Genomic DNA, 22,122 nt, shown 5'->3' with positions numbered 1-22,122 from the left:
CGCCGGGCCCGCCAGCAGCCGCGGAGTGGTGCGGGGCGCGGCTTCTGGCCGATCCGTCTGTGGCCCGCCGGCGCGGTGTTGCTGGCGGTCGGCGCCGGCCTGCTCGCGCTGATCCTGATCACCCAGCTGACCGCCGCCGGTCAGCCCCGGCCGATCCCGGACGCCGGCTCACGCACCACCCCAACCCCCTCGACTGCTCCGCGACCCGGCACGACGACCCCGAAGAAATCCGCTGCCGAACCGAGCAGCCGACCGGCGAAGGTGAAGATTCCGGCCGCCGGCCCGCGGCAGTATCGCCCGGCCAAGATCACCGCGCCGCCGAAGGGACACCGCGGTGCGCTGATCACCTATTCGGTACGAGTCCAGCGCGGACTGCCGTACGACCCGGATGCGACGGCCCGCTTCATCCACGCCGTCCTCAACGACCCGCGCAGCTGGGGCCGGTCCGGCGACTGGCGGCTGAAGCTGGTCGGCCCCGACACCAAGGCCGACGTCAGCGTCTATCTGGTCACCCGCACCACCACCGACCGGCTGTGCGAGCCGCTGCAGACCGAGGGAAAGGTGTCCTGCTTCAACAAGCATCGGGTGGTGCTGAACGCCGACCGCTGGGCCTACGGCGCGAAATCGTACGGCTCCGATCTGATCGGTTATCGTCGCAACGTCGTCAACCACGAGTTCGGCCATGCGCTCGGCCATGATCATGTCCGCTGTCCGGGTCCGGGCAAGGCGGCACCGATCATGATGCAGCAGACCAAGGGTTTGCATGGCTGCAAGAAGAATCCGTGGCCGTATCCGAAGGGCTGACCCGTTGTTGATCTTGCTGCCGCCGTCCGAGGGGAAGGCCGGCCCGTTTCGCCGCGGCCGTCCGGTTGATCTTGATCGGCTGTCGCTGCCGGAGCTGAATCCCGGCCGGAGCAAGATCATCGACGCCTTGATCAACATCTCCAGCGGACCGCAGGCGGCCGAGATCCTCGACCTCGGTCCGACCGCTGTCGGCGAGCTGGAGCTGAATCGGACCCTGCTGGAACAACCGGCCCGGCCGGCCGCGGAGATCTACACCGGGGTGCTGTACGACGCCCTCGACCTGGCCGGGCTGGAGAGCGCGGCCCGCCGTCGTGCCTCGGCGGCGATCCGGGTGCAGAGCGCGTTGTGGGGTCCGATCAAGATCACCGACCGGATCCCGCCCTACCGGTTGTCGATCGGTACCAACCTGCCCGGCATCGGCCCGCTGCCGGCGTTATGGCGCCAGCAGTTGGCCGGCGTGCTGGACGACGCCCACGCCCAGGAGTTGATCATCGACTGCCGTTCCACCGGCTACGCCGCGGCCTGGCGGCCGGAGCGGACGGACAAGTTGATCAAGGTCAACGCGGTCACCGAACGAGCCGGCAACCGCAGCGTGGTCTCGCACTTCGCCAAGCACACTCGCGGTGCGGTGGCCCGACTGCTGCTGCAGGCGCCGCGGTCGCCGAGGACTGTCGCCCAAGTCGCCGAGATCGTCGCCGAACACGCAAGTTGCGAGCTGACCGGGCCGACGCGTACCGGCTGGGAACTGACCGTGATCACCGACCCGACCGGACGGATGTAGGCCATCGCGTCGAGCCGCGAAGCGGGTCCAGCGGCGATCGGCTGCTATCCTCGGCTGCGCAACTCGTCACGTTCCTGCTGCGGGTTGTCCGTGCGTTGCAGCAAGCTCCTTTGCTCCGCACGTAACCTGCCGGGCCAAATCCGGTCGCGGTTGTCGGCGGGATACCTCTCACAGATTGCCATTGCCTTGACCTCGTTCGCCCAACTCGGCGTGCCCGCGCGCCTGTCCACCGTCCTGACCGATCTCGGATTCGACTCCGCGACGCCGATCCAGCAGGCGACCCTTCCCGACGCCCTGGCCGGCAGAGACGTGCTCGGCCGCGGTCGCACCGGCTCCGGCAAGACGCTGGCCTTCCTGGTCCCGCTGGTGGCTCGGCTGTCCGGCAAGCCGCGGGCCGGCCGTGGCGCTCCCCGGGCCCTGATCCTCGCTCCGACCCGCGAACTCGTGGCCCAGATCGACGCGGCGCTGCAGCCGCTCGCGCAGGCGGCGCGGCTCACCTCGTACACGGTCTTCGGCGGTGTCGGCCAGGGCGGCCAGGTGGCGGCGCTCAAGCGCGGCACGGACATCATCGTCGCCTGCCCCGGCCGACTCGAAGACCTGATCGAGCAGGGGCACTGCTCGCTGTCCCAGGTCGAGGTCACCGTGCTGGACGAGGCAGATCACATGGCCGATCTCGGCTTCCTGCCCGCCGTACGGAGACTGCTCACGCTGACTCCGACCACGAGCCAGCGAATGCTGTTCTCGGCGACCCTGGACAAGGCGGTCGACGCGCTGGTGCGGCAGTTCCTGTCCGATCCGCGCGTCCACCAGGCCGATTCGGCGCAGTCGCCGGTGAACACGATGTCGCACCATGTGCTTCAGCTGACACGCGAGAACCGGCTGCCGGTGCTGATCGACCTGACCAGCGCTCCCGGCCGGACCGTGGTCTTCACCCGGACCAAGTACGGCGCCAAGGGGCTGGCGCGCCAACTGAATCGCGGCGGCGTTCCGGCGGTCGAACTGCACGGCAACCTCAGCCAGAACGCACGGATCCGCAATCTCGACGCCTTCCACTCCGGGGAGGCTTCGACCCTGGTCGCCACCGACATCGCCGCCCGGGGCATCCACGTCGACGACGTCGCGCTGGTGATCCATGCCGACCCGCCGGTCGAGCACAAGGCCTACCTGCACCGCTCCGGGCGGACCGCCCGTGCCGGCAAGTCCGGCACGGTGGTCACCCTGGCCACTCCCGACCAGGTGCAGCAGGTCAAACAGCTGACGCGAGCTGCCGGCATCAAGCCGACCACCACCACGGTGAACTCCACCGACGACGCGGTGCTCGTCGAGCTAGCCCCGGGTACGCGGACCCGGGCCACCCAGACCGGTGCTGATCAGACCCGTGTCGCGCAATCTGGCGGCAACCAGTCCCGCCGGGGCGCGCCGGCCGGACATCGGCGACCCGCATCCGAGCAGCCGCGGAGCGGCGGCACCGCTCATCAGGGACGACCGCGTCGACGCCGCGGTTCGCGCGGCAGTCGGGGTCGGGCGGACGGCGGTGCCGCGCTCAGCGCAAAGCACCGCTGACCCGTTGACGCGTTGGTCTGTCTTACAAGAATCCTGCACCAGTCGGACTCACCGGGCGTCTCAGCCGGAGGCGGGGCTCACTGGCGCAGGATTCTTGTCAACGCAAGCCGCGTAGCCCATGGCGGTCAGGGATTGCGGCGACCGGACGGGCATGATGGCACCGTGACCGTCGCCGAACCGCTGCCTCGACCGCTCCAGCGCAGTCGGTCACGAACCCTCAGGCTTGATCGCCCGGTTGCGTTGGGGATGGTCTTCGGCTCCTTGCAGCGCGGCGCACACGATCCGACCCACCGCCGGATCGGCGACGGCTGTTTGCGCGCTTCGCTGACACCGCAGGGGCCGGTCCTGATCAAGATCAACCCGGCTGCCGGCGGCGTGCACGCGCGAGCCTGGGGCGAGGGCGCCGACTGGGCGCTGGAACAGTTGCCGGCGCTGCTCGGCGAGGCGGATGATCCGACCGGCTTCCGGCCGCGGCATCCGGTGTTGGTCGAGGCCGCGCGACGGTATCCGCAGCTGCGGATCGGCCGGACCGAACTCGCCTTCGAGGCGCTGGCGCCGTCGATCATCGAACAGAAGGTGACCGGCCTGGAGGCTTACGGCGCCTTCCGCCGACTGGTCACCCGCTACGGCGAACCGGCGCCGGGACCTGCGCAGGATCCGGCCTCGGCGGCGTACGGGATGAGAGTGCCGCCGACGCCGCGGGCCTGGGCGACAATCCCGAGTTGGCAGTTTCTCCAGCTCGGCCTGGAGTCCAACCGCAGCCGTACGTTGGTGAGCGCCGCCCGTCGGGCTGCCGCGATCGACCGGCTGGTCACTCGACCGGCGGCCGACGCGGATCGGGGCCTGCGCAGCCTGCCCGGCGTCGGACCCTGGACGTCGGCCGAGGTACGCCAGCGCAGCCACGGCGACCCGGACGCCTGGAGCATCGGCGACTATCACGTCGGCAAGGACATCTGCTGGGCGCTGACCGCTGAGGTGCTCGACGATGCCGCGGCCGAGGAGTTGCTGGAGCCCTATCGCGGGCACCGCTTCCGGGTCCAGACGCTGCTCGGACTGATGGGCCTGCATCGCCCGCGCCGAGCGCCCCGGATGACGCTCCCGACGCACACCCCGTACGCCACCCGCGGCCGTTCCTGACTGACCCGGCACGCTGCAGAGCACCAAGTCGTAGCGGCCACTCAGGAGAGCGCGATCAGCCGGGTGGTCGCCTCGTCGCCGGTCTGCAGGTTGAGGAAGTACGCCCCACCCATCCGGATCACCGAAGACGCACGACAACGGCTGGCATCGGCCCGCGACTGGAAAGCCGACAGTGGCCGACTGCCGGACTCTCCGACCACCAGCAGCCGGCACGCCGATCCGGAGGTGATCGCCAGCACCTGCCGGTCGTCGACCGCCGTCAGCGACTCCATCGGGAAGGGCAATGCCGTCTTCCACGTCGGCGTACCGTCGGCGGCTCGGTATCCCTGCACCACATCGATTGCGTCCGCGCCCGCGGCGCGACAACCGGCCAGATAGTTGACGCCGTCGGCACTGTCCAGCAGTTCCGTTCGGCGTTGGCAGTGCAGCGATGCGGCCGGCGAAGTCCATTGGATTCGGCCGGTCTCCAATGATCGGCGTCGCAACTGCGATCCGTCGTACTCGAGTCGCAGACCGGCGACGGTCAGGTCGACGGAATCGGGAGCGGGCGCGGGCTGCTGCCAGCGCTGTCGGCCGTTCCGCGGGTCCAGGCCGACGAGGGTGTTCGATCCGTTGGCACAGGAACGCTGATCCAGCACGAGGATCATCGATGGCGTCCCGTCGGCGACCATGTCGATGCACCGGCCCGGCCGGTAGCGCCACAACTCGCCTCCGGTCGCCGACATCCCCACGATCGAATCCGAACCGAGGCCGACCTGGTGACTGATCAGCGCCGGGTCGGAGCTTGCCAGGTCGTCTCCGTCGAACCGGGTGGGCCAGCTGCCGACATTGCGTCCGGTTCGAGCATCCAGGGCGATGTATCCATCGAGACCGTCGACCACCTGATCGTCGTCCCAGCTGACGATGATCTTGGACCCGGCGTCCGCCGGCCAGATCGCCGGCGGCTGATGTACCGAGCGCAGTCCGTAGCTCCACAGCGTCTTGCCGGTTGCCGGATCGATCATGATCACGCCATCGTCGACTGCGGCCGCCAACCCGGCCACGGTCGGTACGACGTCGCGGGCGTCGATCGTCCTGCTCCATCGGGCGCCTCCGTCGAGAGTCGATCGCCGGACCGAGCCGGCGACAGTTCCCGAGGAGGTGCGGACCTGATTGAGGCCGTACATGATCGGTTTCACGGCAACCACGGCCACCGCCGTCAGCAGCGTGACCGCGGCGACCACCACGACCACAACGCCGAAGGTCTCGAAGCGCCGCCGGCCCGGATCCAGGGTGTCGCCGCTGTTCTCCTCCACCTCTGCCGTCTCGACGATGGCGGTCGTGAATCGGCCCTCCCAACCTGCGGCCACCGCGATGACCGCCCACGCGAGCGTGGCCGAGGCCGCTGCCAACGCGCCGATCGGAATCGCGGCATCCGGGTTGATCCGGGCACTGCGGATCATCAGGGTGGCCATGACCAGCCCGCCCGCGGCCAGCAGTGCGCAGATGATCGCCAGTACGCTGCGTAGCCATGGCCTACGCCGGGCGTACGCCCAAACGATGAGCAGACCGATCCCTAACCCGAACCCGGTCCCGAGCAGCAGGTTGCCGGCCCGCTCGGATTCGTCGGGTTCGGTCGTGTAGATGAGGGCGGCCGCGGTGAGCAGCACGGCGACGACGCCAAGCGTGAGTTGAGTGGTGGCCAGGCCGACCCTGAGATTCGTGCGCATTGCCGAGCAGTATGGCCGAGTTGTCAGTCGGTGGTTTGGTCATAGCCACACCAGCGACTGACAAGTCGGCTCAGTGGGGGAGGTTCAGGCCCTCGAAGGTGGTCGAGCCGGGGAGTCGTACGGTGAATTCGGCGCCACCCTGCGCGGACCGGGCGACCTGCACGGTGCCGCCGTGCCGGGCCACCGTCTGCGCCACGATCGACAACCCGAGCCCGGTGCCGGGAGTGTTGCGGGAGGTATCCGCCCGATAGAACCGGTCGAAGATGTACGGCAGATCCTTCTCGGCGATGCCCGGGCCCTCGTCGGCTACCCGCAGCCGATCGCCCTCCAACTGCACCCGGATGGTGCCGCCCGGCGGGCTCCACTTGACCGCGTTGTCCAGCAGGTTGGTGATCGCCCGCTCCAGTGTGTCCGCCTCGCCGACCACATAGAACGGGTTGAGCTCGACGTCGAAGTGCAGCCCCGGACCGCGCCGCCGGGCGCGTTCCAGGGCGGCATTCACCACGTTGCGGAAGTCGATCGGCTCCGGCGCCGGGGTGACCTGATCATCTCGGGCCAGCTGCACCAGATCGCCGATCAGGCTGGTGAATTCGGCGAGCTGGGCCGACACGTCGCCGAGGATCTCGTCCCGCGCAGCAGGCGGCAGGTTGCCCTGCTTCTCGTCGGCCACCAGCAGCTCGATGTTGGTCCGCAGACTGGTCAACGGCGTCCGCAGCTCGTGCCCGGTGTCGGCGATCAGCTGCTTCTGCCGTTCCCGGGACTGGGCCAGCGAACGCAGCATCTGGTTGAACGAGTCGGCCAGCCGGGACAGCTCGTCGTTCCCGGTGACCGCGATCGGAGCAAGATCATCGGTGTCGGCCACGTGCTCGGCGGCCGCAGTAAGTCGCCGGACCGGACGCAGGCCGGATCTGGCCACCGCCGAGCCCGCAATCGCTGCCCAGACCACCCCGGCGGCACCGAAGATCACCAACACCAGCCAGAGCGAACTCAAGATCAAGTTCGTCTGCCGCAGCGGCCGGCCGAGCACCAGAGCAAGATCAGAATTGGGCACCGGCACCGCGACCACACGATACGGCTCGCCGTTGGAGGCCAACGCGGTCCGCACCGAACGGCTGCTGCCCAGCCGGGCCACGGCCAACTCGGGCGCGCCCGGTCTGAGGTCCACCTGCGCCTGTGGCAGTTGATAGATCTGCCCGTTGGCCCGGACCAGCGCCGCGCTCACGGTGGCCGCCTGCAAGGCGGTTGCGTTGACGTTGCCGAGATCCTGCGGGTCGTCGCCGATCGGCGTCGCCACCGTGGTGGCCAGGTCCAGCAGCTGGGAGTCGAGCTGCTGGTAGAGCGCCACTCGGGTGGTCAGGTACGCCGCCGCGCCGGTGACCGCAACCGCCATCGCCACGGCGACCGCGGTCAGCACGGTGACCCGGGTCTGCAGCGAGAACGTACGCAGGAACCCGCGGAAGCGAAGGATCAACGACCCCGGGATGACCAGCTGGGTGCCACGGATCCGCAGCACCCGAGGCTCCGGAGGCCCCCAGTCGTCGTCATGATCAACATCTCGTTGATCATGATCATCGGCCGGTGTCAGCTCATCATCAACTGCCTGTTGATCATGGTTGCCGGGTGGGTTGTCGTCGTGCGGTTGATCGGCCACTGCGGATCACGATCCACAGATCACGGGGGCGTCTCGCGGAGCACGTAACCCACGCCGCGTACGGTGTGGATCAGTCGCGGCTCGCCTTCGGCCTCGGTCTTGCGGCGCAGGTAGCCGATGTAGACCTCGAGCGAGTTCGCCGTGGTGGGGAAGTCGAAACCCCAGACCTCGTTCAGCAGCCAGGACCGCTCCAGCACCCGGCGCGGATGGTCCATGAACGCCTCGAGCAGGGCGAATTCGGTTCGGGTCAGCGTGATCGAACGGCCGCCCCGGATCACCTCGCGGGTGTGGGTGTTGAGCGCCAGATCACTGAAGCTGATGCTGTGGGTGGACGGATCGGCCGAGTCCGCGACGGTGCCGGCCCGCCGGACCAGCGCCCGCAGCCGGGCCAGCAACTCGTCCAGAGCGAACGGCTTGACCATGTAGTCGTCGGCGCCGGCGTCCAGCCCGTCCACCCGATCGCCGACGGCGTCGCGTGCGGTGAGCACCAGGATGGGTACGTCGTTGCCCGCCGACCGCAGCATCCGGGTGGCCTCCAGGCCGTCCAGTTTCGGCATCATCACGTCCATGATCACCGCGTCCGGACGGACCGCGCCCAGCCGGGCCAGCGCCTCCAGACCGTCGCCGGCCGTGCTCACCTGATAGCCGTTGTAGGCCAGCGACCGGCGCAGCGAATCCCTCACCGCCTGGTCGTCATCGACGACCAGCACGTGCATGTCTGACATCTGACTCCCGTTGTCGAAACCCGGAACGCCCATCACCGGCGAAGTGCTGGGGCCCATCTTGCCCGACCGGAGCCGCAATCCGGCGTTAGGACGTGTGTTGGCCGCCTTCGGAGCAACCGCCGACGGGTCGGCTGATGGCCTTGATCAGCGCCTCCATCGGCGCGGTGTCGGCCGGTGCGTCGGCCAGCAGTGCACCCATCTCGATGTGGTCCGAACAGGCGTGCAGCATCGGGATGGCGACCTGGTAGTCGACAGTGAACTCGATCCCGATCGCCGTCATCGCCCGGTCGACCAGTCCGCCGATCCGTCCGTACAACTCGTCCAGGTAGCTGCGATAGGCCGTCCGCAGCGCGGGCCGGCGGATCGCATACAGCTTCATCTCGTGCCGCGCCAGCATCGCGTCCCGGTCGTGAGCGGCGTCGCCGAACAACCGGGTCAGGGCGATGTTGATCAAGGATTCCGGCGCACTGGCGGCGAGCTCGGCGTTGTTCATCAGCGCCTCCGAGATGTCCTGCACGGCTTGCAGATCCCGCTCGGCGTCGTGCTGAACGATGGCCAGCACCAGCGCGTCCTTGTCGGCGAAGTTGGAGTAGAAGGCGCCCCGGGTGAAGCCCGCTCGGTCGCTGATCTCCTCCACGCTGGCACCGATGATGCCGCGTTCGGCGAAGACGCCGACGGCCGCATTGATCAGCCGCTCGCGGGTCTGGGTACGCCGCGCGGACGGTGCGCTCACCGAGGCGGCCTGCGCCGCCGTACTGCTGGTCATCGATTCACCCCTCGCCCCAAACCTAGCCTGAGGGCCATCTGTGGTGCGGGGCTGTCGTCAGCTGTGCCGGTCGGATCGACTGTGGCGCAGGTCGCATCAGCGCGGATACAGTTCTGTATCCGGATACAGTACTGTATCCAATCGTTCCTGAATCCCATCGTTGCGTGATCCAGCGCCGGGTCGCCATCGCGTACGTTGTCCAAGCGCCATGGAGGCTCCGTGTCGACTTTTCTCTACGGACTCGGCCGAATGGCCTACCGGCATCGGCTTCGGGTGCTCGGGATCTGGCTGGCGGTGCTCGTCGTCGCCGGATTGGCCGCGCTCGGCCTGGGGAAGTCCTTCGACAACTCGTTCTCGCTGCCGGGCACGTCGTCGCAACAGGCACTGACCCAACTGCAGCGAACCTTCCCGCAGGTCAGCGGCACCTCGGCGCAGGTGATCATGGTCGCGCCGGACGGTGAGACCGTCCGCGACAGCGAGGTCAAGCAGGCGATCAACGTCGCGATCGACAAGTTCGAGAAGCTCGATCAGGTCCAGGCCGTGTCCTCGCCGTATTCCAAGCAGGTCGCCGACGCGATCTCCGACAACGGCCAGGCGGCGCTGATCACCGTCCAGTTCGACGGCGAACGGGCCGACGTCACCGACGCCACCACCGAGCAGGTCAGCAAGATCACCGAGCAGCTGCAGGATGCCGTGCCCGGCTCCCAGGCCTCTGCCGGCGGAGACGCCTACAGCATGGATTCGGTCTCCATCAGCATCACCGAGGTGGTCGGCGTGGTGGTCGCGCTGGTGGTGCTGATGATCACCCTCGGCTCGTTCGTCGCGGCGGGAATGCCGTTGCTGAACGCGATTCTCGGGGTGATCATCACGATGGCCGGGATCATGGCGGCGACGGGGGTCGCCACCATCAACTCGTCCACGCCGATGCTGGCCCTGATGCTCGGCCTGGCGGTCGGCATCGACTACGCGCTGTTCATCATCTCCCGGCACCGTGATCAACTTCGCGACGGGATGGACGCCGAGGAGTCGGCCGCCCGCTCGGTCGCCACCGCCGGCTCGGCCGTCGTCTTCGCCGGCCTGACCGTGATGATTGCGCTGGCCGGCCTCGGGGTGGCGGGTATCCCGTTCCTGACCACGATGGGTGTCGCCGCCGCCATCGGCGTCGCCATCGCCGTGGCCATCGCCCTCACCCTGTTGCCCGCCATGCTCGGCCTGGCCGGCGACCGCCTGCGCCCCAAGCCCAGCCGCAAGGAACGCAAGCAGAGCGCTCTGAGCAAGGCGTCGGACGGTGCTCGGGTGCCCGAGCTGCGGGGCGCTCAGCGCTTCTTCGCGGGCTGGGTGAAGGTGGCGACCAAGATCCCGATCCTGACCGTGGTGGTGATCGTCGGCGGGTTGGGTGCGCTGGCTCTGCCGGCCCGTGGGCTCGAGCTCGCCCTTCCGGACAACGGAAGTGCTGCGGCCGGTTCACCGGCCCGGGTCACCTTCGATCTGATCGGCAAGTACTTCGGGCCGGGCTACAACGCGCCGCTGATCGTCACCGCGAACATCGTCACCTCCAGCGATCCGCTCGGCGTGATGGACGACCTCAAGTCCGAGATCGAGGACCTGCCCGGGGTGGCGAGCGTGCCGCTGGCGACACCGAACCAGAACGCGGACACCGGCATCGTCCAGGTCGTACCGAGCTCGGCCGGCGACTCCGAACAGACCAAGCAACTCGTCCAGCGGATTCGTGATCTTGCTCCCGGATTCGAGCGGGAGCACGGCACGGCGATCGCCGTCACCGGCAGTACCGCGATCGCGATCGACGTGTCGGACAAGCTCGGCGATGCCCTGCTCCCGTTCGGGATTCTCGTCGTCGGGCTGTCGCTGGTGTTGCTGATGATGGTGTTCCGCTCGATCGCGGTGCCGTTGAAGGCGGCGGTCGGCTACCTGCTCAGCGTCGGCGCATCGTTCGGCGTGGTCACCCTGGTCTTCCAGCACGGCTTCCTGTCCGATCTTCTCAACGTGGACAGCCAGGGCCCGGTGCTGAGCTTCCTGCCGATCGTGCTGATGGGCATCCTGTTCGGGCTGGCGATGGACTACGAGGTGTTCCTGGTCTCCCGGATCCGGGAGGACTACGTACACGGAGGTGATGCGCAGCGAGCGATCCGGACCGGCTTCATCAGTTCCGCTCGGGTGGTGACCGCGGCCGCGGTGATCATGTTCTCGGTGTTCGCCGCATTCATCCCCGAGGGTGACTCCACCATCAAGTCGATCGCGGTCGGGCTGGCCACCGGTGTCTTCGTCGACGCCTTCATCGTCCGGATGACGTTGGTGCCGGCAGTCCTTGCCCTGTTGGGAAAGAGCGCCTGGAAGCTACCGAAATGGATCGACAAGCGACTGCCGTCGTTCGACGTGGAGGGGGCCGGTCTGGCCCGCCTAATCGAGCTGCGCGACTGGCCGCAACCGGACAGTCGGGCGCTGATCAGCGCCGAGGGATTGACCGTCCGCACCCAGCAGCGCGGCGGCGAGAAGTTGATCTTCGATCGGACCGACATGGAGCTGCTGCCCGGCCAGGTGCTGGTGGTCGGCGGTGAGGACGCCGAGGCCCGGTCCAGCCTGCTGTGGACCTTGTCCGGACGCATGCGACCGACCACGGGCAAGCTGAAAGCCGTCGGTTCGGTACTGCCGCAACAAGCCGGAGCCGTACGCCGCCGAGTCCGGTTGGTCGACCTGGCCGCGGTCGACGACCAGGTCGCCGCGATCAGTGCGTCGCGTGATCACCGGGCGAAGGTGATCATGGTCGACCACGTCGAACGGCTGGAGCACGGCGCCCCGGTCGGCGCCTTGTCGGAGTTGATCAACGACTGCCGGACCAGCGGTCGGGGTCTGGTGCTGTCCACCGCCGATCCGGAACGGATGGCGTCGCTGCTGCCGAGCAGTTACCTGCAGCTGCGGCTGGCGCCGATCGGCAGTGAAGATCACCGACTCGCGCCCGCAACCGTCTGAAGCGCGGCGCAGACCAACCAACCGCGTACCGACAGAAAAGCAACAGAGCAAGGGAAAGCATGATGTTCCGTCTTGAACGTACGACCGGCAAGCGGCGGCTGAGCTGGGTGTCGGTGGTCGGCGTGCTGCTGGTCCCGATGATCGTCGCGGGAGGATTCCTGGCGGCCACCTGGAATTCGAGTTCGCGTTGGGGCAAGGTGCAGGCGGCGATCGTGAACAACGACGCCGGCGCCAAGATCAACGGGCAGACCGTACCGCTGGGACGGCAGCTGGCCGGTGGACTGGTGGACGCCGGATCCAAGAACGACAACGCGAACCGGAACAACTTCGACTGGGTGATCACCGACTCCGATGACGCCGCCGACGGGCTGGCCGACGGTCAGTACGCGGCCGTGGTCACCATTCCGAAGAACTTCTCCGCCGACGCCACCTCGTACTCGAAGAACACGGGGGACAAGGCCGAACAGGCGACCCTCGACATCGCCACCTCGAACGTGTCCGGGGTGACCGACTCGGCGATCGCGCAGGCGATCTCCGCGGCTGCGGTGTCGTCGATGAACAATCAGCTGACCAAGTCCTACCTGGACAACCTCTATCTCGGCTTCAACCAGACCTCTGCCGGGATGAAGAAATCGGCCGACGGCGCGGACAAGCTGAACGACGGTGCCAGCCGGCTCAGCGACGGGATCGGCAAGTCGGCCGCCGGGTCGCAGAAGCTGACCAACGGTCTTGATCAACTCGGCGACGGAACCAAGCAACTGTCCACTGGTCTCGACCAGACGGACACCGGGTCCACCCAACTGGCCACCGGAGCCGAGCAACTGGCCACCGGGTTGAAGCAGACCAGCGGCGGAGTTTCCAAGCTGGACAAGGGTGTCGGCAAGCTGGACACGTCGATGGGCGACTTCAGCAAGGGCGCCAAGCAGACCTCCACCGGGGTGACGAAATACACCAAGGGCGTCGGCAAGTACGCCGACGGCGTGAAGAAGTACACCGACGGTGTGTCGGGCTACGCCGACGGCGTTGATCAGTACGTCGGCGGTGTCAACCAGTTGATCAAGGGCATGCAGAAGTCGTCGGCGGCCACCGGACAGTTGACGCAGTACGCGGCCGGCACGTCGAGCTACGTCAAGGGTGTGGACAAGGCAGCCGACGGCGCATCCCAGGCCGTGATCAACCAGGCCGATCCGACGGCATCGAGGAACAAGCAACAGATCCAGGCGATGTGCACCAAGCAGGGCTGGGACGCGACCACCTGCGGGGCCTACATCGCCGGTATGCAACAGGGATTGAAGACCGGCGCCGAGGGCACGGCCGCCGGCGTCAAGCAGGGAGTCGGCTCGAACTCCGAAGCAGGCAAGAGGATCATCAGCGGATCGGCCGATCTGCAGAAGAGCCTCTCCGGGGCCTCGACCGGAGGCACCGGCGACCTCAAGCAGCTGAAACAGGCCGGCACCAAGCTGACCAAGGGCGGCGAGAAGCTGGCCAGCAGAGGCACCAAGCTCGGCACCTCCGGAACCACGATCAGCAAGAGCGGTGATCAACTCGGCACCGGCGTCGGCAAGCTGGCCGCCGGCGCGAAGCAGCTGCAGACCGGCGTCTCCGGCATCCACGACGCGACCGGCAAACTGGCCGACGGCACCGCCAAGCTCAGCAAGGGCGCCACCCAGTTGAGCTCCGGGGCGACCAAGCTGAGCGACGGCACCGGCAAGCTCGCCGACGCCGGTGATCAACTGGCGACAGGCACCAAACAGTCCGCCACCGGTTCGGCCCAGCTGACCAAGGGGCTGACCCAGCTGCACACCGGCGGCACTCAGTTGGCCGACGGCACCAAGAGCCTGGCCGACGGGCTGGCGAAGGCGGCCGACCAGCTGCCGTCGTACTCCAAGAACGACCGCACCCAGCTGGCCAAGGTGGCCAGCGCGCCGGTGGCCGCCGATCAGTCCGACGAGCTCTTCTCCAACGTGGTGACCACCACGCTGTTGATGGCGCTGGCGCTGTGGATCGGCGGGCTGGCCACCTACCTGGTGGTCCGGGCGGTGCCGCGGGACGCGTTCGGCTCGTCGAAGTCGTCACTCCGGCTGGCGCTGGAAGGCATCGCTCCCGGCGTCGTCATCGGCGCCGCGCAGGCGGTCGTGCTGTCGGTGATGATGGGCGTGCTGCTCGACCTGTCGGTCGGGCGGACGTTCGGCCTGTTGGGCTTCGCGCTGCTGGCGGCGATCGCGTTCGCGGTGGTCAACCATGCCCTGGTGGCGTGGTTCGGCGGCATCGGACGGTTCGTCTCGCTTGCGGTCGCGGTGCTGGCCACCGCGGGTGCGCTGACCACCGCACTGCCGGACTTGTTCGGTGTGATCCGGCCGTACCTGCCGACCACCCCGGCGTTGGACGGTGCCCGGGCGATCATCACCGGCTCCTCGGCCGGCGACCAGATCGGCGTACTGATCGCCTGGCTGGTGATCGGTGCCGTGGCCGGCATCCTGGCCGTCGTCCGCCGCCGGGTTGCCCCCTCGATCGTCCCCGCCGTCGGCTGACCCACCCCGCTCGAGGTTAGGTCCCGTCCCGAACTTTCCAGCACGTGCTGGGTTCTCGGGCCGGGTCGGGGTTGGTTCGGCCGTATTTTCCAGCACGTGCGGGCTTTCGGCGCCGGGCCGACGACCCCCGGCTGCGCCGGAGCCGGGAGCGCGTAGTTGGCGCGGGGCGCCGTATGATCGGCCGGGCAGGAGCGAGCGGAGGTTGTCGGGTGACGCGGGATCGGGGCCAGTTGGAGGCCGATGTGATGCGGCTGCTCTGGGACGCCGACGCGCCGCGGACGGCCAAGGAACTCCAAGCGGGATTCGAGGGTTCGGCGCCGGCCGTCACCACCGTGCTCACGGTGCTGGACCGGCTGCGGCGCAAGGGCCTGGTCACGCGCTCGGATGCGAAGACCAACATCACCTTCACCGCGACCCGGTCCGAGTCCGACCATGCGGTGGAGAACATGTTGCAGTCACTGGAGACGACCGGCGACCGGCAGGCGGTGCTGCTCCGATTCGCCGGCGACCTGGACCGTGCCGACGCCGAGCTGTTGCGGCGTGCCCTGGAGGGAAGGGACCGGCGGCGTACCCGGCCCGGCTCCAGGGCCGACTCGTCCGGCGGAGTCAAGGACCGCGGATGATCATCGCGCTCGCGCTGGCGGCGTACGCGGTGATCACGCTGGTGTCGGCCCCGCAGCTGCTGACCCGCGGACATTGGCGGGTGCACTATCCGCGGCTGTGTCTGTCGCTGTGGTACCTGCTGTTCCTCACCGGTGTCGCCGCGGCCGTCGCCTCCGGCACCGTCGCGGTCTGGGAAGGCTGGCGGATCCAGGTCGACGGCGACACCCTGGCCAACTCGTTCGGCTTCGGCGCGGTCGATTGGATCGGCCCGGCGACGCGGGTGGTCGGCGGCATCATCGGCTGGTCGGCGCTGGCGATCGGCGGCGCGTTGATCAGCCTGGTCGCCACCCGTACCCAGAAGTTGATCTTGGCGCAACGACGGATCCGGGCCGAGGTGAACGAACTGGTCGCCCGCGCGGGCTATCGGCGCGAGCTGATCGCCGGCACCCCGGTGACGTACGTGACCAGCCGCCGGTTGATCGCCTGCGGCCTGCACCGGCGCCACGCCACCGACCTGTCAGCGGCACAGAGCGCCATGGCGCCTTCCAACGCTGACAAGTCGGGCGCGTCAGCGGAGGTGATCGTTTCGTCCGGGCTCGACCTCGCGTTGTCGGCCGACGAACTGCGGGCGGTGGTGGAGCATGAGCGGGCGCATCTGCGAGGTGGGCATCTGATCTTCTCCCGGCTGGCGGTGCTCAACCAGGCCTGTCTGCCGACCTCGCGGACCGCACGTGAGCTGGGCCGGGCCACCGGGTTGCTGATCGAGCTGATCGCCGATGACGCCGCCGCCCGTCGTTGCGGCGGCCGACCGCTGGTGTCGGCATTGACCAAGATCGCCGAGGCCGAACACGATCCGACGCTCGGGTTGCGGGCCTGGCGGATCAGGCAGCGGCTGGCCCTGGCCGCCTGAACCGGCAGCTGGACCGGAGCCGGTGGCTGGATCGGAGCTGGGGGCGATCGCTGGGAACGGCGTCAGCGTACGGAGTCCCGTTGCAGGTCTCGTACCTGATCAAGGACGCCGGGCATGGCCGCCTCCACCGCGGCCAGAGTGTCGTCGAAGCCCTCCGGGCCGCCGTACCAGGGATCGGGCACTCCCGAGCCCGGCTCGGCGTCGGGATCGAAATCGGTCAGCAACCGGACGCGGCTGCTGTCGCCGATCCGGCCCATCCGGTCGATGTGTAGCGGCTCCATCGCGATCACCAGATCCGCATCGGCGAGCTCGGACGGCTGGATCTGATGCGCGACATGATCACCGGTGCGATAGCCGTGGCGGCGCAGCACCTCGGTCGCACGCCGATCCATCGGTTCGCCGAGCTCCTCGGTGCTGGTCGCGGCGCTGCTGAATGCGACACCGGTCAGGCCCCCGTCGGCGGCGTACTTCTCGGCGACCCGTTCGGCGATCGGGGACCGGCAGATGTTGCCCCAGCAGACGAAGATCACCGACAGCTCCGAGCCGGTCACCGCCGCTCCTCGTGCTTGTCCGGGATGAACGTGTTCAGCAGCCAGCTCACCACCGAGACGATCAACGCGCCCAGCACCGCGGTCCAGAAACCGTCGACATGCCAACCCAGGTTGAACAATCCGGCCAACCACGACGTCAACATCAACATCAGCGCATTAATCACCAGCAGGAACAGACCGAGCGTGAGCAACAGGATCGGCAACGTCACCAGCTTGAACAGCGGCTTGACGATCGCGTTCACGATGCCGAAGATCAGCGCCACCGCCAGCATCATCAGCACCTTGTCGGTGTCTGTCGCCCCGGTCAACGTGATGCCGCTGAGCAGCCAGGTCGCCAACGCCAGCGCGGCCGCGTTCACCAGCAGCCGAAGGAGCCATCTCATGACTTCGATCCTGTCACGTCAGCCGACGCTCCGTCAGCCGGATCCCGCCCAGGTGCGAGAACGCGGGAGGTGGGCAAGGAATAGGTTGGGCGCAAAGGGGTGCGATCGCGACGGGAGATGATCATGGAATACGTACGGCTGGGCCACACCGGGCTGGAAGTGTCGCCGATCTGTGTGGGCTGCATGTCCTGGGGGGATCCGGCGAAGGGACGGCCGTGGACGCTGCAGGAGGACGCAGCGCGCGATCTGATCCAGCACGCGATCGAGGCCGGGATCAACTTCTTCGACACCGCCAACGTGTACGCCGCCGGCACCAGTGAGGAGATCACCGGCCGGGCGTTGCGCGACTTCGCTCAGCGGGACAACATCGTGCTGGCCACCAAAGTGCACGGCCGGATGAGCGACGGACCGAACGGAGGTGGCCTGTCCCGCAAGGCGATTCTGCAGGAGATCGACAACTCGCTGCGCCGGCTCGGCACCGACTACGTCGACCTCTACCAGATCCATCGGTGGGACCCGATCACACCGATCGAGGAAACCATGGAGGCGCTGCACGACGTGGTCAAGGCCGGCAAGGCTCGCTACCTCGGCGCCTCCTCGATGTACGCCTGGCAGTTCTCCAAGGCGCAGTACGTTGCCATGGCAGGGGGTTGGACGCCGTTCGTCAGCATGCAAGATCACTACAACCTGCTCGCCCGCGAGGAGGAACGGGAGATGCTGCCGCTGTGTGATGATCTTGGTGTCGGGCTGATCCCGTGGAGTCCGCTGGCCCGCGGTCGGCTGACCCGGCCCTGGGATCAGAGCACCCAACGGCTGGAGACCGATCAATTCGGCAAGAGCCTCTACCAGGACAGCGATCGCGAGATCGTCCAAGCAGTGTTGGACATTGCCGCGGTACGCGGTGTCGCACCGGCCCAGGTGGCGCTGGCCTGGGTGAGTGCGAACCCGGTGGTCACCGCGCCGATCGTCGGCATGAGCAAGCCAGAGCACCTGGCCGACGCGCTGGCCTCGGTCGAGCTTGACCTGACCGAGACCGAGATCGCCCGGCTGGAGGCGCCGTACACGCCGCGGCTGCCGGCCGAACTGCCGCGCTGACCGCCGAGTCCACAGCCGGCTCACCGCGTCGACGCGGCAATGGTCAGTCAGATCTGCCCGCCGGGCCGATCAACGTCGGCCGTGCAGAGGTGATCAGTTCACTGACCGCATCGGCGAAGTCGGTGGCCGGATCGGTCAGCGCGAGTCGGGCGGCCACCTGCGCGGCTCGTGGCTGCAGGGCGACGGCGCTTCGGACCGCGGTGCGAACCCGCTCGGTGGTCAGCCGTGCGGCCGGTAGTCGGACGCCGGTGCCGGCTTCGACCACGCGACGTGCGATCTCCGGCTGGTCGCGCCCGAACGGCACCGCGACCACCGGAACTCCGGCTCGAGTGGCCTTGCCGACAATGCCCATGCCGGAGTGGGTGATCACCAGGGCTGCGTGCTGGAGCGCGGCGGCGTGTGGGGCGAACCGCTCGACGAAGATGTTGGGTGCGGTCGGGAGGTCGACCCTGCCGTAGCTGTCGGCCAACGTGATCAACACTCGGTACGGTCGGCCGGCCAGCGCTGCGGCGACGACCTGGGCCAGTGATTCGTCGCCCTGGTAGTCGGTGGAGCAGGTCACCAGGATCCACGGATCACCCGCCTGGCGCAGGTAGTCCGGGCCCGGTGCGGGCGGATCCCACGGTTGGAAGCCGACCATCCGGACATTGCCCGGAAGCCGGTGACGCCGGTACTCGATCGGCTCCCCGGTCATCGCGATCACGAGGTTGGGGGTGTTGTAGACGTCCAGCGGTGAGGTGAACGCCGGGAGGCCGACCTCCCGGCGCAGGCCGTTGATTCCGGGCAGCAGCGCCCTGCCGAAGGCGCGTTCGACGATCGGCCAAAGCACGGCATCCCGGGCGCGTCCGATCGGTGTGCGCGCCGGCCGCATCCCCAGGCTGTACGGAGGGATGCCGGGCTCGCGCATTGGCAGCAGTGACGGCAATGTGAGTGCCCAGGGCAGGCCGCCGGCTTCGGCACGGGTCAGTGCCCCGTACGCCATGCCGTCCACGAGCAGCACGTCCGGCCGGACTGCGCCCACCGCAGCATCAAGATCAGCCATCTCGGCCGATCCGCGACGAAGCACCTCCTGCAGGCCGGTGGCCAATTGGCCGGGCTTGCCGGCGGCCGCGCCGTTGTCGGATTCGGACCCCAGGACGTCAGGGCCGAGGGCTGATGTCTCCAGGCCGGCCCGGCGGAGCACGTCGACGATCCGTGGCGACGTCCGCACATGGACCGTGTGGCCGTAGCGTTGCAGTGTGAGCAAGCCTGACACCAGCGGAAACGCGTGGCCGGTTGCGGGTGGTGTGTAAGCGAGGATGCGCGCCATCAGATTTTCCCCGATTCGTGTGTGGCGACGATGACGGTTTCGATTATGCGCGCTACAATTGACTTGTGTCAAGGAGAAGCGAAAATGAACCTCGGCCGCGCCGTGGCTATCGACTCGGAGCGCGGGCGCAGGCCGTTCAGCAGACACGTCAGGCGATCCTGCGGGCAGCCGAACAACTCTTCGACAAACGCTGGTACGACGAGGTGAGCCTGGCCGACATCGCCGGTGCGGCCGGCGTCTCGCAGCCGACGGTGATCAATCACTTCGGATCCAAGGAAGGCGTCTACCTGCGCGGGATCGTCGAGCTCGTCGGCCCTCGGGTCACCGACTATCGCTCGCGGGCGCGCCCTGGTGATCCAGCGTCGATCATCACCACCGTGATCGGCGACTACGAGCAGACCGGGTTGGGGGCGATGCGGATGCGAGCGCAGGCCGAACGCTCCGACGGCGTCGCGGATGCTGTCCGCTACGGCCGGCAAGCGCATCGGGCCTGGGTCGAATCGGTGTTCGGACCGCAGCTGGCCGTCCTCGCTCCTGGCCGGCGCAAGGTCGTAGCCGGGCTGCTGGCAACCGTTCTCGACGTGGCCACCTGGCACCAGCTGCGCCACCTGGACGGCCGCAGCGTCACCCAGGCAAAGAGTGACCTCCGTCAATTGGTCGATGGAGTTCTCGGCGCGACCCGGTAGCCGCCATCAGTCGGGCTGACGCGGATCGCTAGCCGCTTCAGACGTTGGCACGTTCGGCGCCGATGGTGGTGTCCGGGCCGTGTCCGGTCTTCACCACGGTCTCGGACGGCAGGGTGAGCAGCCGGGTCCGGATCGAGTCGATGATCTCGGAGTGGTCGGAGAAGCTGCGCCCGGTCGCGCCCGGACCACCGTTGAACAACGTGTCACCGGTGAAGACCACGCCGTCGCGGTAGCCGGGGAATTCCTCGGCGTAGAAGCAGACCGAGCCCGGTGTGTGTCCGGGGGTGTGGATCACCCGAAGATCAACTCCGGCGATCGGGATGAGCTGACCGTCGCGCAGTTGCCCGTGCGGCTGCCGGCTGTGGGTGAGCTTCCAGACCGGCTCGTCGCCGGGATGGATCAGCACCCGGGAGGTGGTGGCCCGCGCCAGATCCAACGCGTACCGGACATGATCATCATGACCGTGGGTGCAGAGGATCCCGATCACCCGCCGGCCACTGACCACCTGCAGGATCTCGGCCACGTCGTGCGGTGCGTCGATCACCACACACTCGGCCTCGTCGCCGACAACCCAGACGTTGTTCTCCACCTCGAAGGTCTGACCGTCCAGGGAGAACGTGCCCGAGGTGATCGCATGATCGATCCTGGCTTCGCCGTGCGGACCGAAATCCGGGCCGTCCTCGTAATCGTCATCGTCGTCAAGATCGGGTTCCCGATCCAGCTCGCTCATGCCGTTGCCTCCATCACCACCACGGAACGGAGCACGCGTCCCGATGCCATCGTCTCGAATGCTTGATCAACTTCGCCGATCCCGATCTCTTCACTGACGAACCGGTCCAGCGGCAGCCGGCCCTGCAGGTAGAGGTCGATCAACATCGGGAAGTCCCGCTCCGGCAGACAATCGCCGTACCAGCTGGACTTCAGCGAACCGCCGTGGCTGAAGAAGTCCAGCAGCGGCATCTCCAACGTCATCTCCGGAGTCGGTACGCCGACCAGCACGACGGTGCCGGCCAGGTCCCTGGCGTAGAAGGCCTGCTTCCACGTCTCCGGCCGGCCGACCGCGTCGATCACCACGTCGGCGCCGAAGCCTCCGGTCAGCTGCTGGATCGCCGCCACCGGGTCACCCTGGGAGGAGTTGATCACGTCGGTGGCACCAAGATCACGAGCGCCGGCCAGCTTCTGCTCGTCAAGATCAACAGCGATGATCTTGCTCGCGCCGGCCAGCCGGGCACCGGCGATCGCGGCCGCACCGACGCCGCCGCAGCCGATCACCGCGACCGAGTCGCCGCGGCCGACCCCGCCGGTGTTGATCGCCGCACCCAGGCCGGCCATGATCCCGCAGCCGAGCAGCCCGGCCGCAGCCGGCCGGGCGGCCGGATCCACCTTCGTACATTGGCCCGCCGCCACCAGCGTCTTGTCGGCGAAGGCGCCGATGCCCAGCGCCGGCGACAACTCGGTGCCGTCGGTCAACGTCATCTTCTGGCTCGCGTTGTGGGTGGCGAAACACAGCCACGGCCGGCCCCGCTTGCAGGCCCGGCAGGTCCCGCAGACCGCGCGCCAGTTCAAGATCACGTAGTCGCCGGGAGCAAGATCGGTGACACCGTCGCCGATCGACTCGACCACGCCCGCGGCCTCGTGCCCGAGCAGATAGGGGTAATCGTCACCGATGTCACCCTCGCGATAATGCAGGTCGGTGTGGCAGACCCCGCAGGCCTGAATCCGCACCACGGCCTCGCCCGGACCGGGATCGGGAATGATGATCGGCACCAGCTCGGTCGGCGCCCCCTTGGCTCGTACGATCACACCGTTGACCTGCTGGGGCATCCGATCTCCTTGTCGAATTGGCGGCTCACCGGCCGCGGCTGCGCAACCAGGGACTCATCGTAGAAGGCTTGCTGCCAGTCAAACTCTCCCACACGTCCGCGGCGTC

The 22,122-nt window shown here is 68.1% G+C and carries 19 protein-coding genes; 10 read left to right on the top strand and 9 right to left on the bottom strand.

Annotated features, from left to right (window positions below; all coding sequences use genetic code 11):
* Positions 1–75: 75 nt before the first annotated feature.
* The 4 genes from FOE78_RS00880 (at position 76) to FOE78_RS00865 (ending at position 4,285) form a co-directional block, all read left to right on the top strand.
* The gene (locus FOE78_RS00880; RefSeq protein ID WP_210414748.1) at positions 76–804 is read left to right on the top strand and encodes a DUF3152 domain-containing protein; all 729 of its coding nucleotides are present in this window, start codon (positions 76–78) and stop codon (positions 802–804) included.
* Positions 764–1,585 carry a YaaA family protein gene (locus tag FOE78_RS00875; RefSeq protein WP_143984651.1) on the top strand — a complete coding sequence of 274 codons (822 nt, stop codon included), beginning with the start codon at positions 764–766 and terminating at the stop codon, positions 1,583–1,585. The genes FOE78_RS00880 and FOE78_RS00875 overlap by 41 nt, the downstream gene beginning before the upstream one ends.
* Positions 1,586–1,771: 186 nt before the next feature.
* The gene (locus FOE78_RS00870) at positions 1,772–3,148 is read left to right on the top strand and encodes a DEAD/DEAH box helicase (RefSeq protein WP_210414747.1); all 1,377 of its coding nucleotides are present in this window, start codon (positions 1,772–1,774) and stop codon (positions 3,146–3,148) included.
* Between the two features lie 246 nt (positions 3,149–3,394).
* A complete protein-coding gene (locus FOE78_RS00865; RefSeq protein WP_143984650.1) occupies positions 3,395–4,285 on the top strand; it encodes a DNA-3-methyladenine glycosylase family protein in 891 nt (296 codons plus the stop codon).
* Positions 4,286–4,326: 41 nt separating this feature from the next.
* On the opposite strand, the gene FOE78_RS00860 is transcribed toward FOE78_RS00865, so the two are convergent.
* The 4 genes from FOE78_RS00860 to FOE78_RS00845 form a co-directional block, all read right to left on the bottom strand.
* Positions 4,327–5,994, bottom strand: a complete 1,668-nt coding sequence (locus FOE78_RS00860) for an outer membrane protein assembly factor BamB family protein (RefSeq protein ID WP_143984649.1) — start codon at positions 5,992–5,994, stop codon at positions 4,327–4,329.
* A gap of 70 nt (positions 5,995–6,064) precedes the next feature.
* Complete coding sequence (locus tag FOE78_RS00855) at positions 6,065–7,384, bottom strand: HAMP domain-containing sensor histidine kinase (protein ID WP_143988429.1); 1,320 nt, start codon at positions 7,382–7,384, stop codon at positions 6,065–6,067.
* Positions 7,385–7,665: 281 nt separating this feature from the next.
* Positions 7,666–8,361 carry a response regulator transcription factor gene (locus tag FOE78_RS00850; protein WP_143988428.1) on the bottom strand — a complete coding sequence of 232 codons (696 nt, stop codon included), beginning with the start codon at positions 8,359–8,361 and terminating at the stop codon, positions 7,666–7,668.
* Positions 8,362–8,455: 94 nt separating this feature from the next.
* A complete protein-coding gene (locus FOE78_RS00845; protein WP_143984648.1) occupies positions 8,456–9,136 on the bottom strand; it encodes a TetR/AcrR family transcriptional regulator in 681 nt (226 codons plus the stop codon).
* Between the two features lie 219 nt (positions 9,137–9,355).
* Between FOE78_RS00845 and FOE78_RS00840 the strand changes: the two genes are divergently transcribed.
* The 4 genes from FOE78_RS00840 (at position 9,356) to FOE78_RS00825 (ending at position 16,168) form a co-directional block, all read left to right on the top strand.
* On the top strand, positions 9,356–12,124 hold the full coding sequence (locus tag FOE78_RS00840) for an MMPL family transporter (protein ID WP_143984647.1): 2,769 nt from the start codon (positions 9,356–9,358) through the stop codon (positions 12,122–12,124).
* A gap of 59 nt (positions 12,125–12,183) precedes the next feature.
* A complete protein-coding gene (locus FOE78_RS00835; RefSeq protein ID WP_143984646.1) occupies positions 12,184–14,655 on the top strand; it encodes a YhgE/Pip domain-containing protein in 2,472 nt (823 codons plus the stop codon).
* A gap of 209 nt (positions 14,656–14,864) precedes the next feature.
* Entirely contained in the window at positions 14,865–15,278 is a 414-nt protein-coding gene (locus FOE78_RS00830) for a BlaI/MecI/CopY family transcriptional regulator (RefSeq protein ID WP_210414746.1), read from the top strand.
* On the top strand, positions 15,275–16,168 hold the full coding sequence (locus tag FOE78_RS00825) for a M56 family metallopeptidase (protein WP_143984644.1): 894 nt from the start codon (positions 15,275–15,277) through the stop codon (positions 16,166–16,168). Before FOE78_RS00830 ends, FOE78_RS00825 begins: the two co-directional genes overlap by 4 nt.
* A 62-nt stretch (positions 16,169–16,230) precedes the next feature.
* Here the strand turns inward: FOE78_RS00825 and FOE78_RS00820 are convergent, their stop codons facing one another.
* Together FOE78_RS00820 and FOE78_RS00815 are read right to left on the bottom strand one after the other, a co-directional pair.
* Positions 16,231–16,719 carry a low molecular weight protein-tyrosine-phosphatase gene (locus FOE78_RS00820; protein ID WP_143984643.1) on the bottom strand — a complete coding sequence of 163 codons (489 nt, stop codon included), beginning with the start codon at positions 16,717–16,719 and terminating at the stop codon, positions 16,231–16,233.
* On the bottom strand, positions 16,716–17,102 hold the full coding sequence (locus FOE78_RS00815) for a phage holin family protein (RefSeq protein WP_143984642.1): 387 nt from the start codon (positions 17,100–17,102) through the stop codon (positions 16,716–16,718). Before FOE78_RS00815 ends, FOE78_RS00820 begins: the two co-directional genes overlap by 4 nt.
* Before the next feature lie 117 nt (positions 17,103–17,219).
* Here FOE78_RS00815 and FOE78_RS00810 point away from each other — a divergent pair, with 117 nt between their 5' ends.
* A complete protein-coding gene (locus tag FOE78_RS00810; RefSeq protein ID WP_323125707.1) occupies positions 17,220–18,197 on the top strand; it encodes an aldo/keto reductase in 978 nt (325 codons plus the stop codon).
* Positions 18,198–18,240: 43 nt separating this feature from the next.
* On the opposite strand, the gene FOE78_RS00805 is transcribed toward FOE78_RS00810, so the two are convergent.
* Positions 18,241–19,506 (bottom strand): glycosyltransferase, encoded by a 1,266-nt coding sequence (locus FOE78_RS00805; protein ID WP_143984641.1) that lies wholly within the window; start codon positions 19,504–19,506, stop codon positions 18,241–18,243.
* A gap of 65 nt (positions 19,507–19,571) precedes the next feature.
* Between FOE78_RS00805 and FOE78_RS00800 the strand changes: the two genes are divergently transcribed.
* On the top strand, positions 19,572–20,192 hold the full coding sequence (locus FOE78_RS00800) for a TetR/AcrR family transcriptional regulator (protein WP_143984640.1): 621 nt from the start codon (positions 19,572–19,574) through the stop codon (positions 20,190–20,192).
* A 37-nt stretch (positions 20,193–20,229) separates the two neighbouring features.
* Here FOE78_RS00800 and FOE78_RS00795 read toward each other — a convergent pair whose 3' ends face one another.
* Positions 20,230–20,922, bottom strand: a complete 693-nt coding sequence (locus tag FOE78_RS00795; protein WP_143984639.1) for an MBL fold metallo-hydrolase — start codon at positions 20,920–20,922, stop codon at positions 20,230–20,232.
* A complete protein-coding gene (locus tag FOE78_RS00790) occupies positions 20,919–22,016 on the bottom strand; it encodes an S-(hydroxymethyl)mycothiol dehydrogenase (protein ID WP_143984638.1) in 1,098 nt (365 codons plus the stop codon). The genes FOE78_RS00795 and FOE78_RS00790 overlap by 4 nt, the downstream gene beginning before the upstream one ends.
* Between the last annotated feature and the right edge of the window lie 106 nt (positions 22,017–22,122).

This window comes from Microlunatus elymi (assembly GCF_007362775.1).
Taxonomy (GTDB): Bacteria; Actinomycetota; Actinomycetes; order Propionibacteriales; family Propionibacteriaceae; genus Microlunatus; species Microlunatus elymi.
Note: the sequence above shows the minus strand (reverse complement) of the source record. Positions and strands in the feature narration are given on the sequence as shown.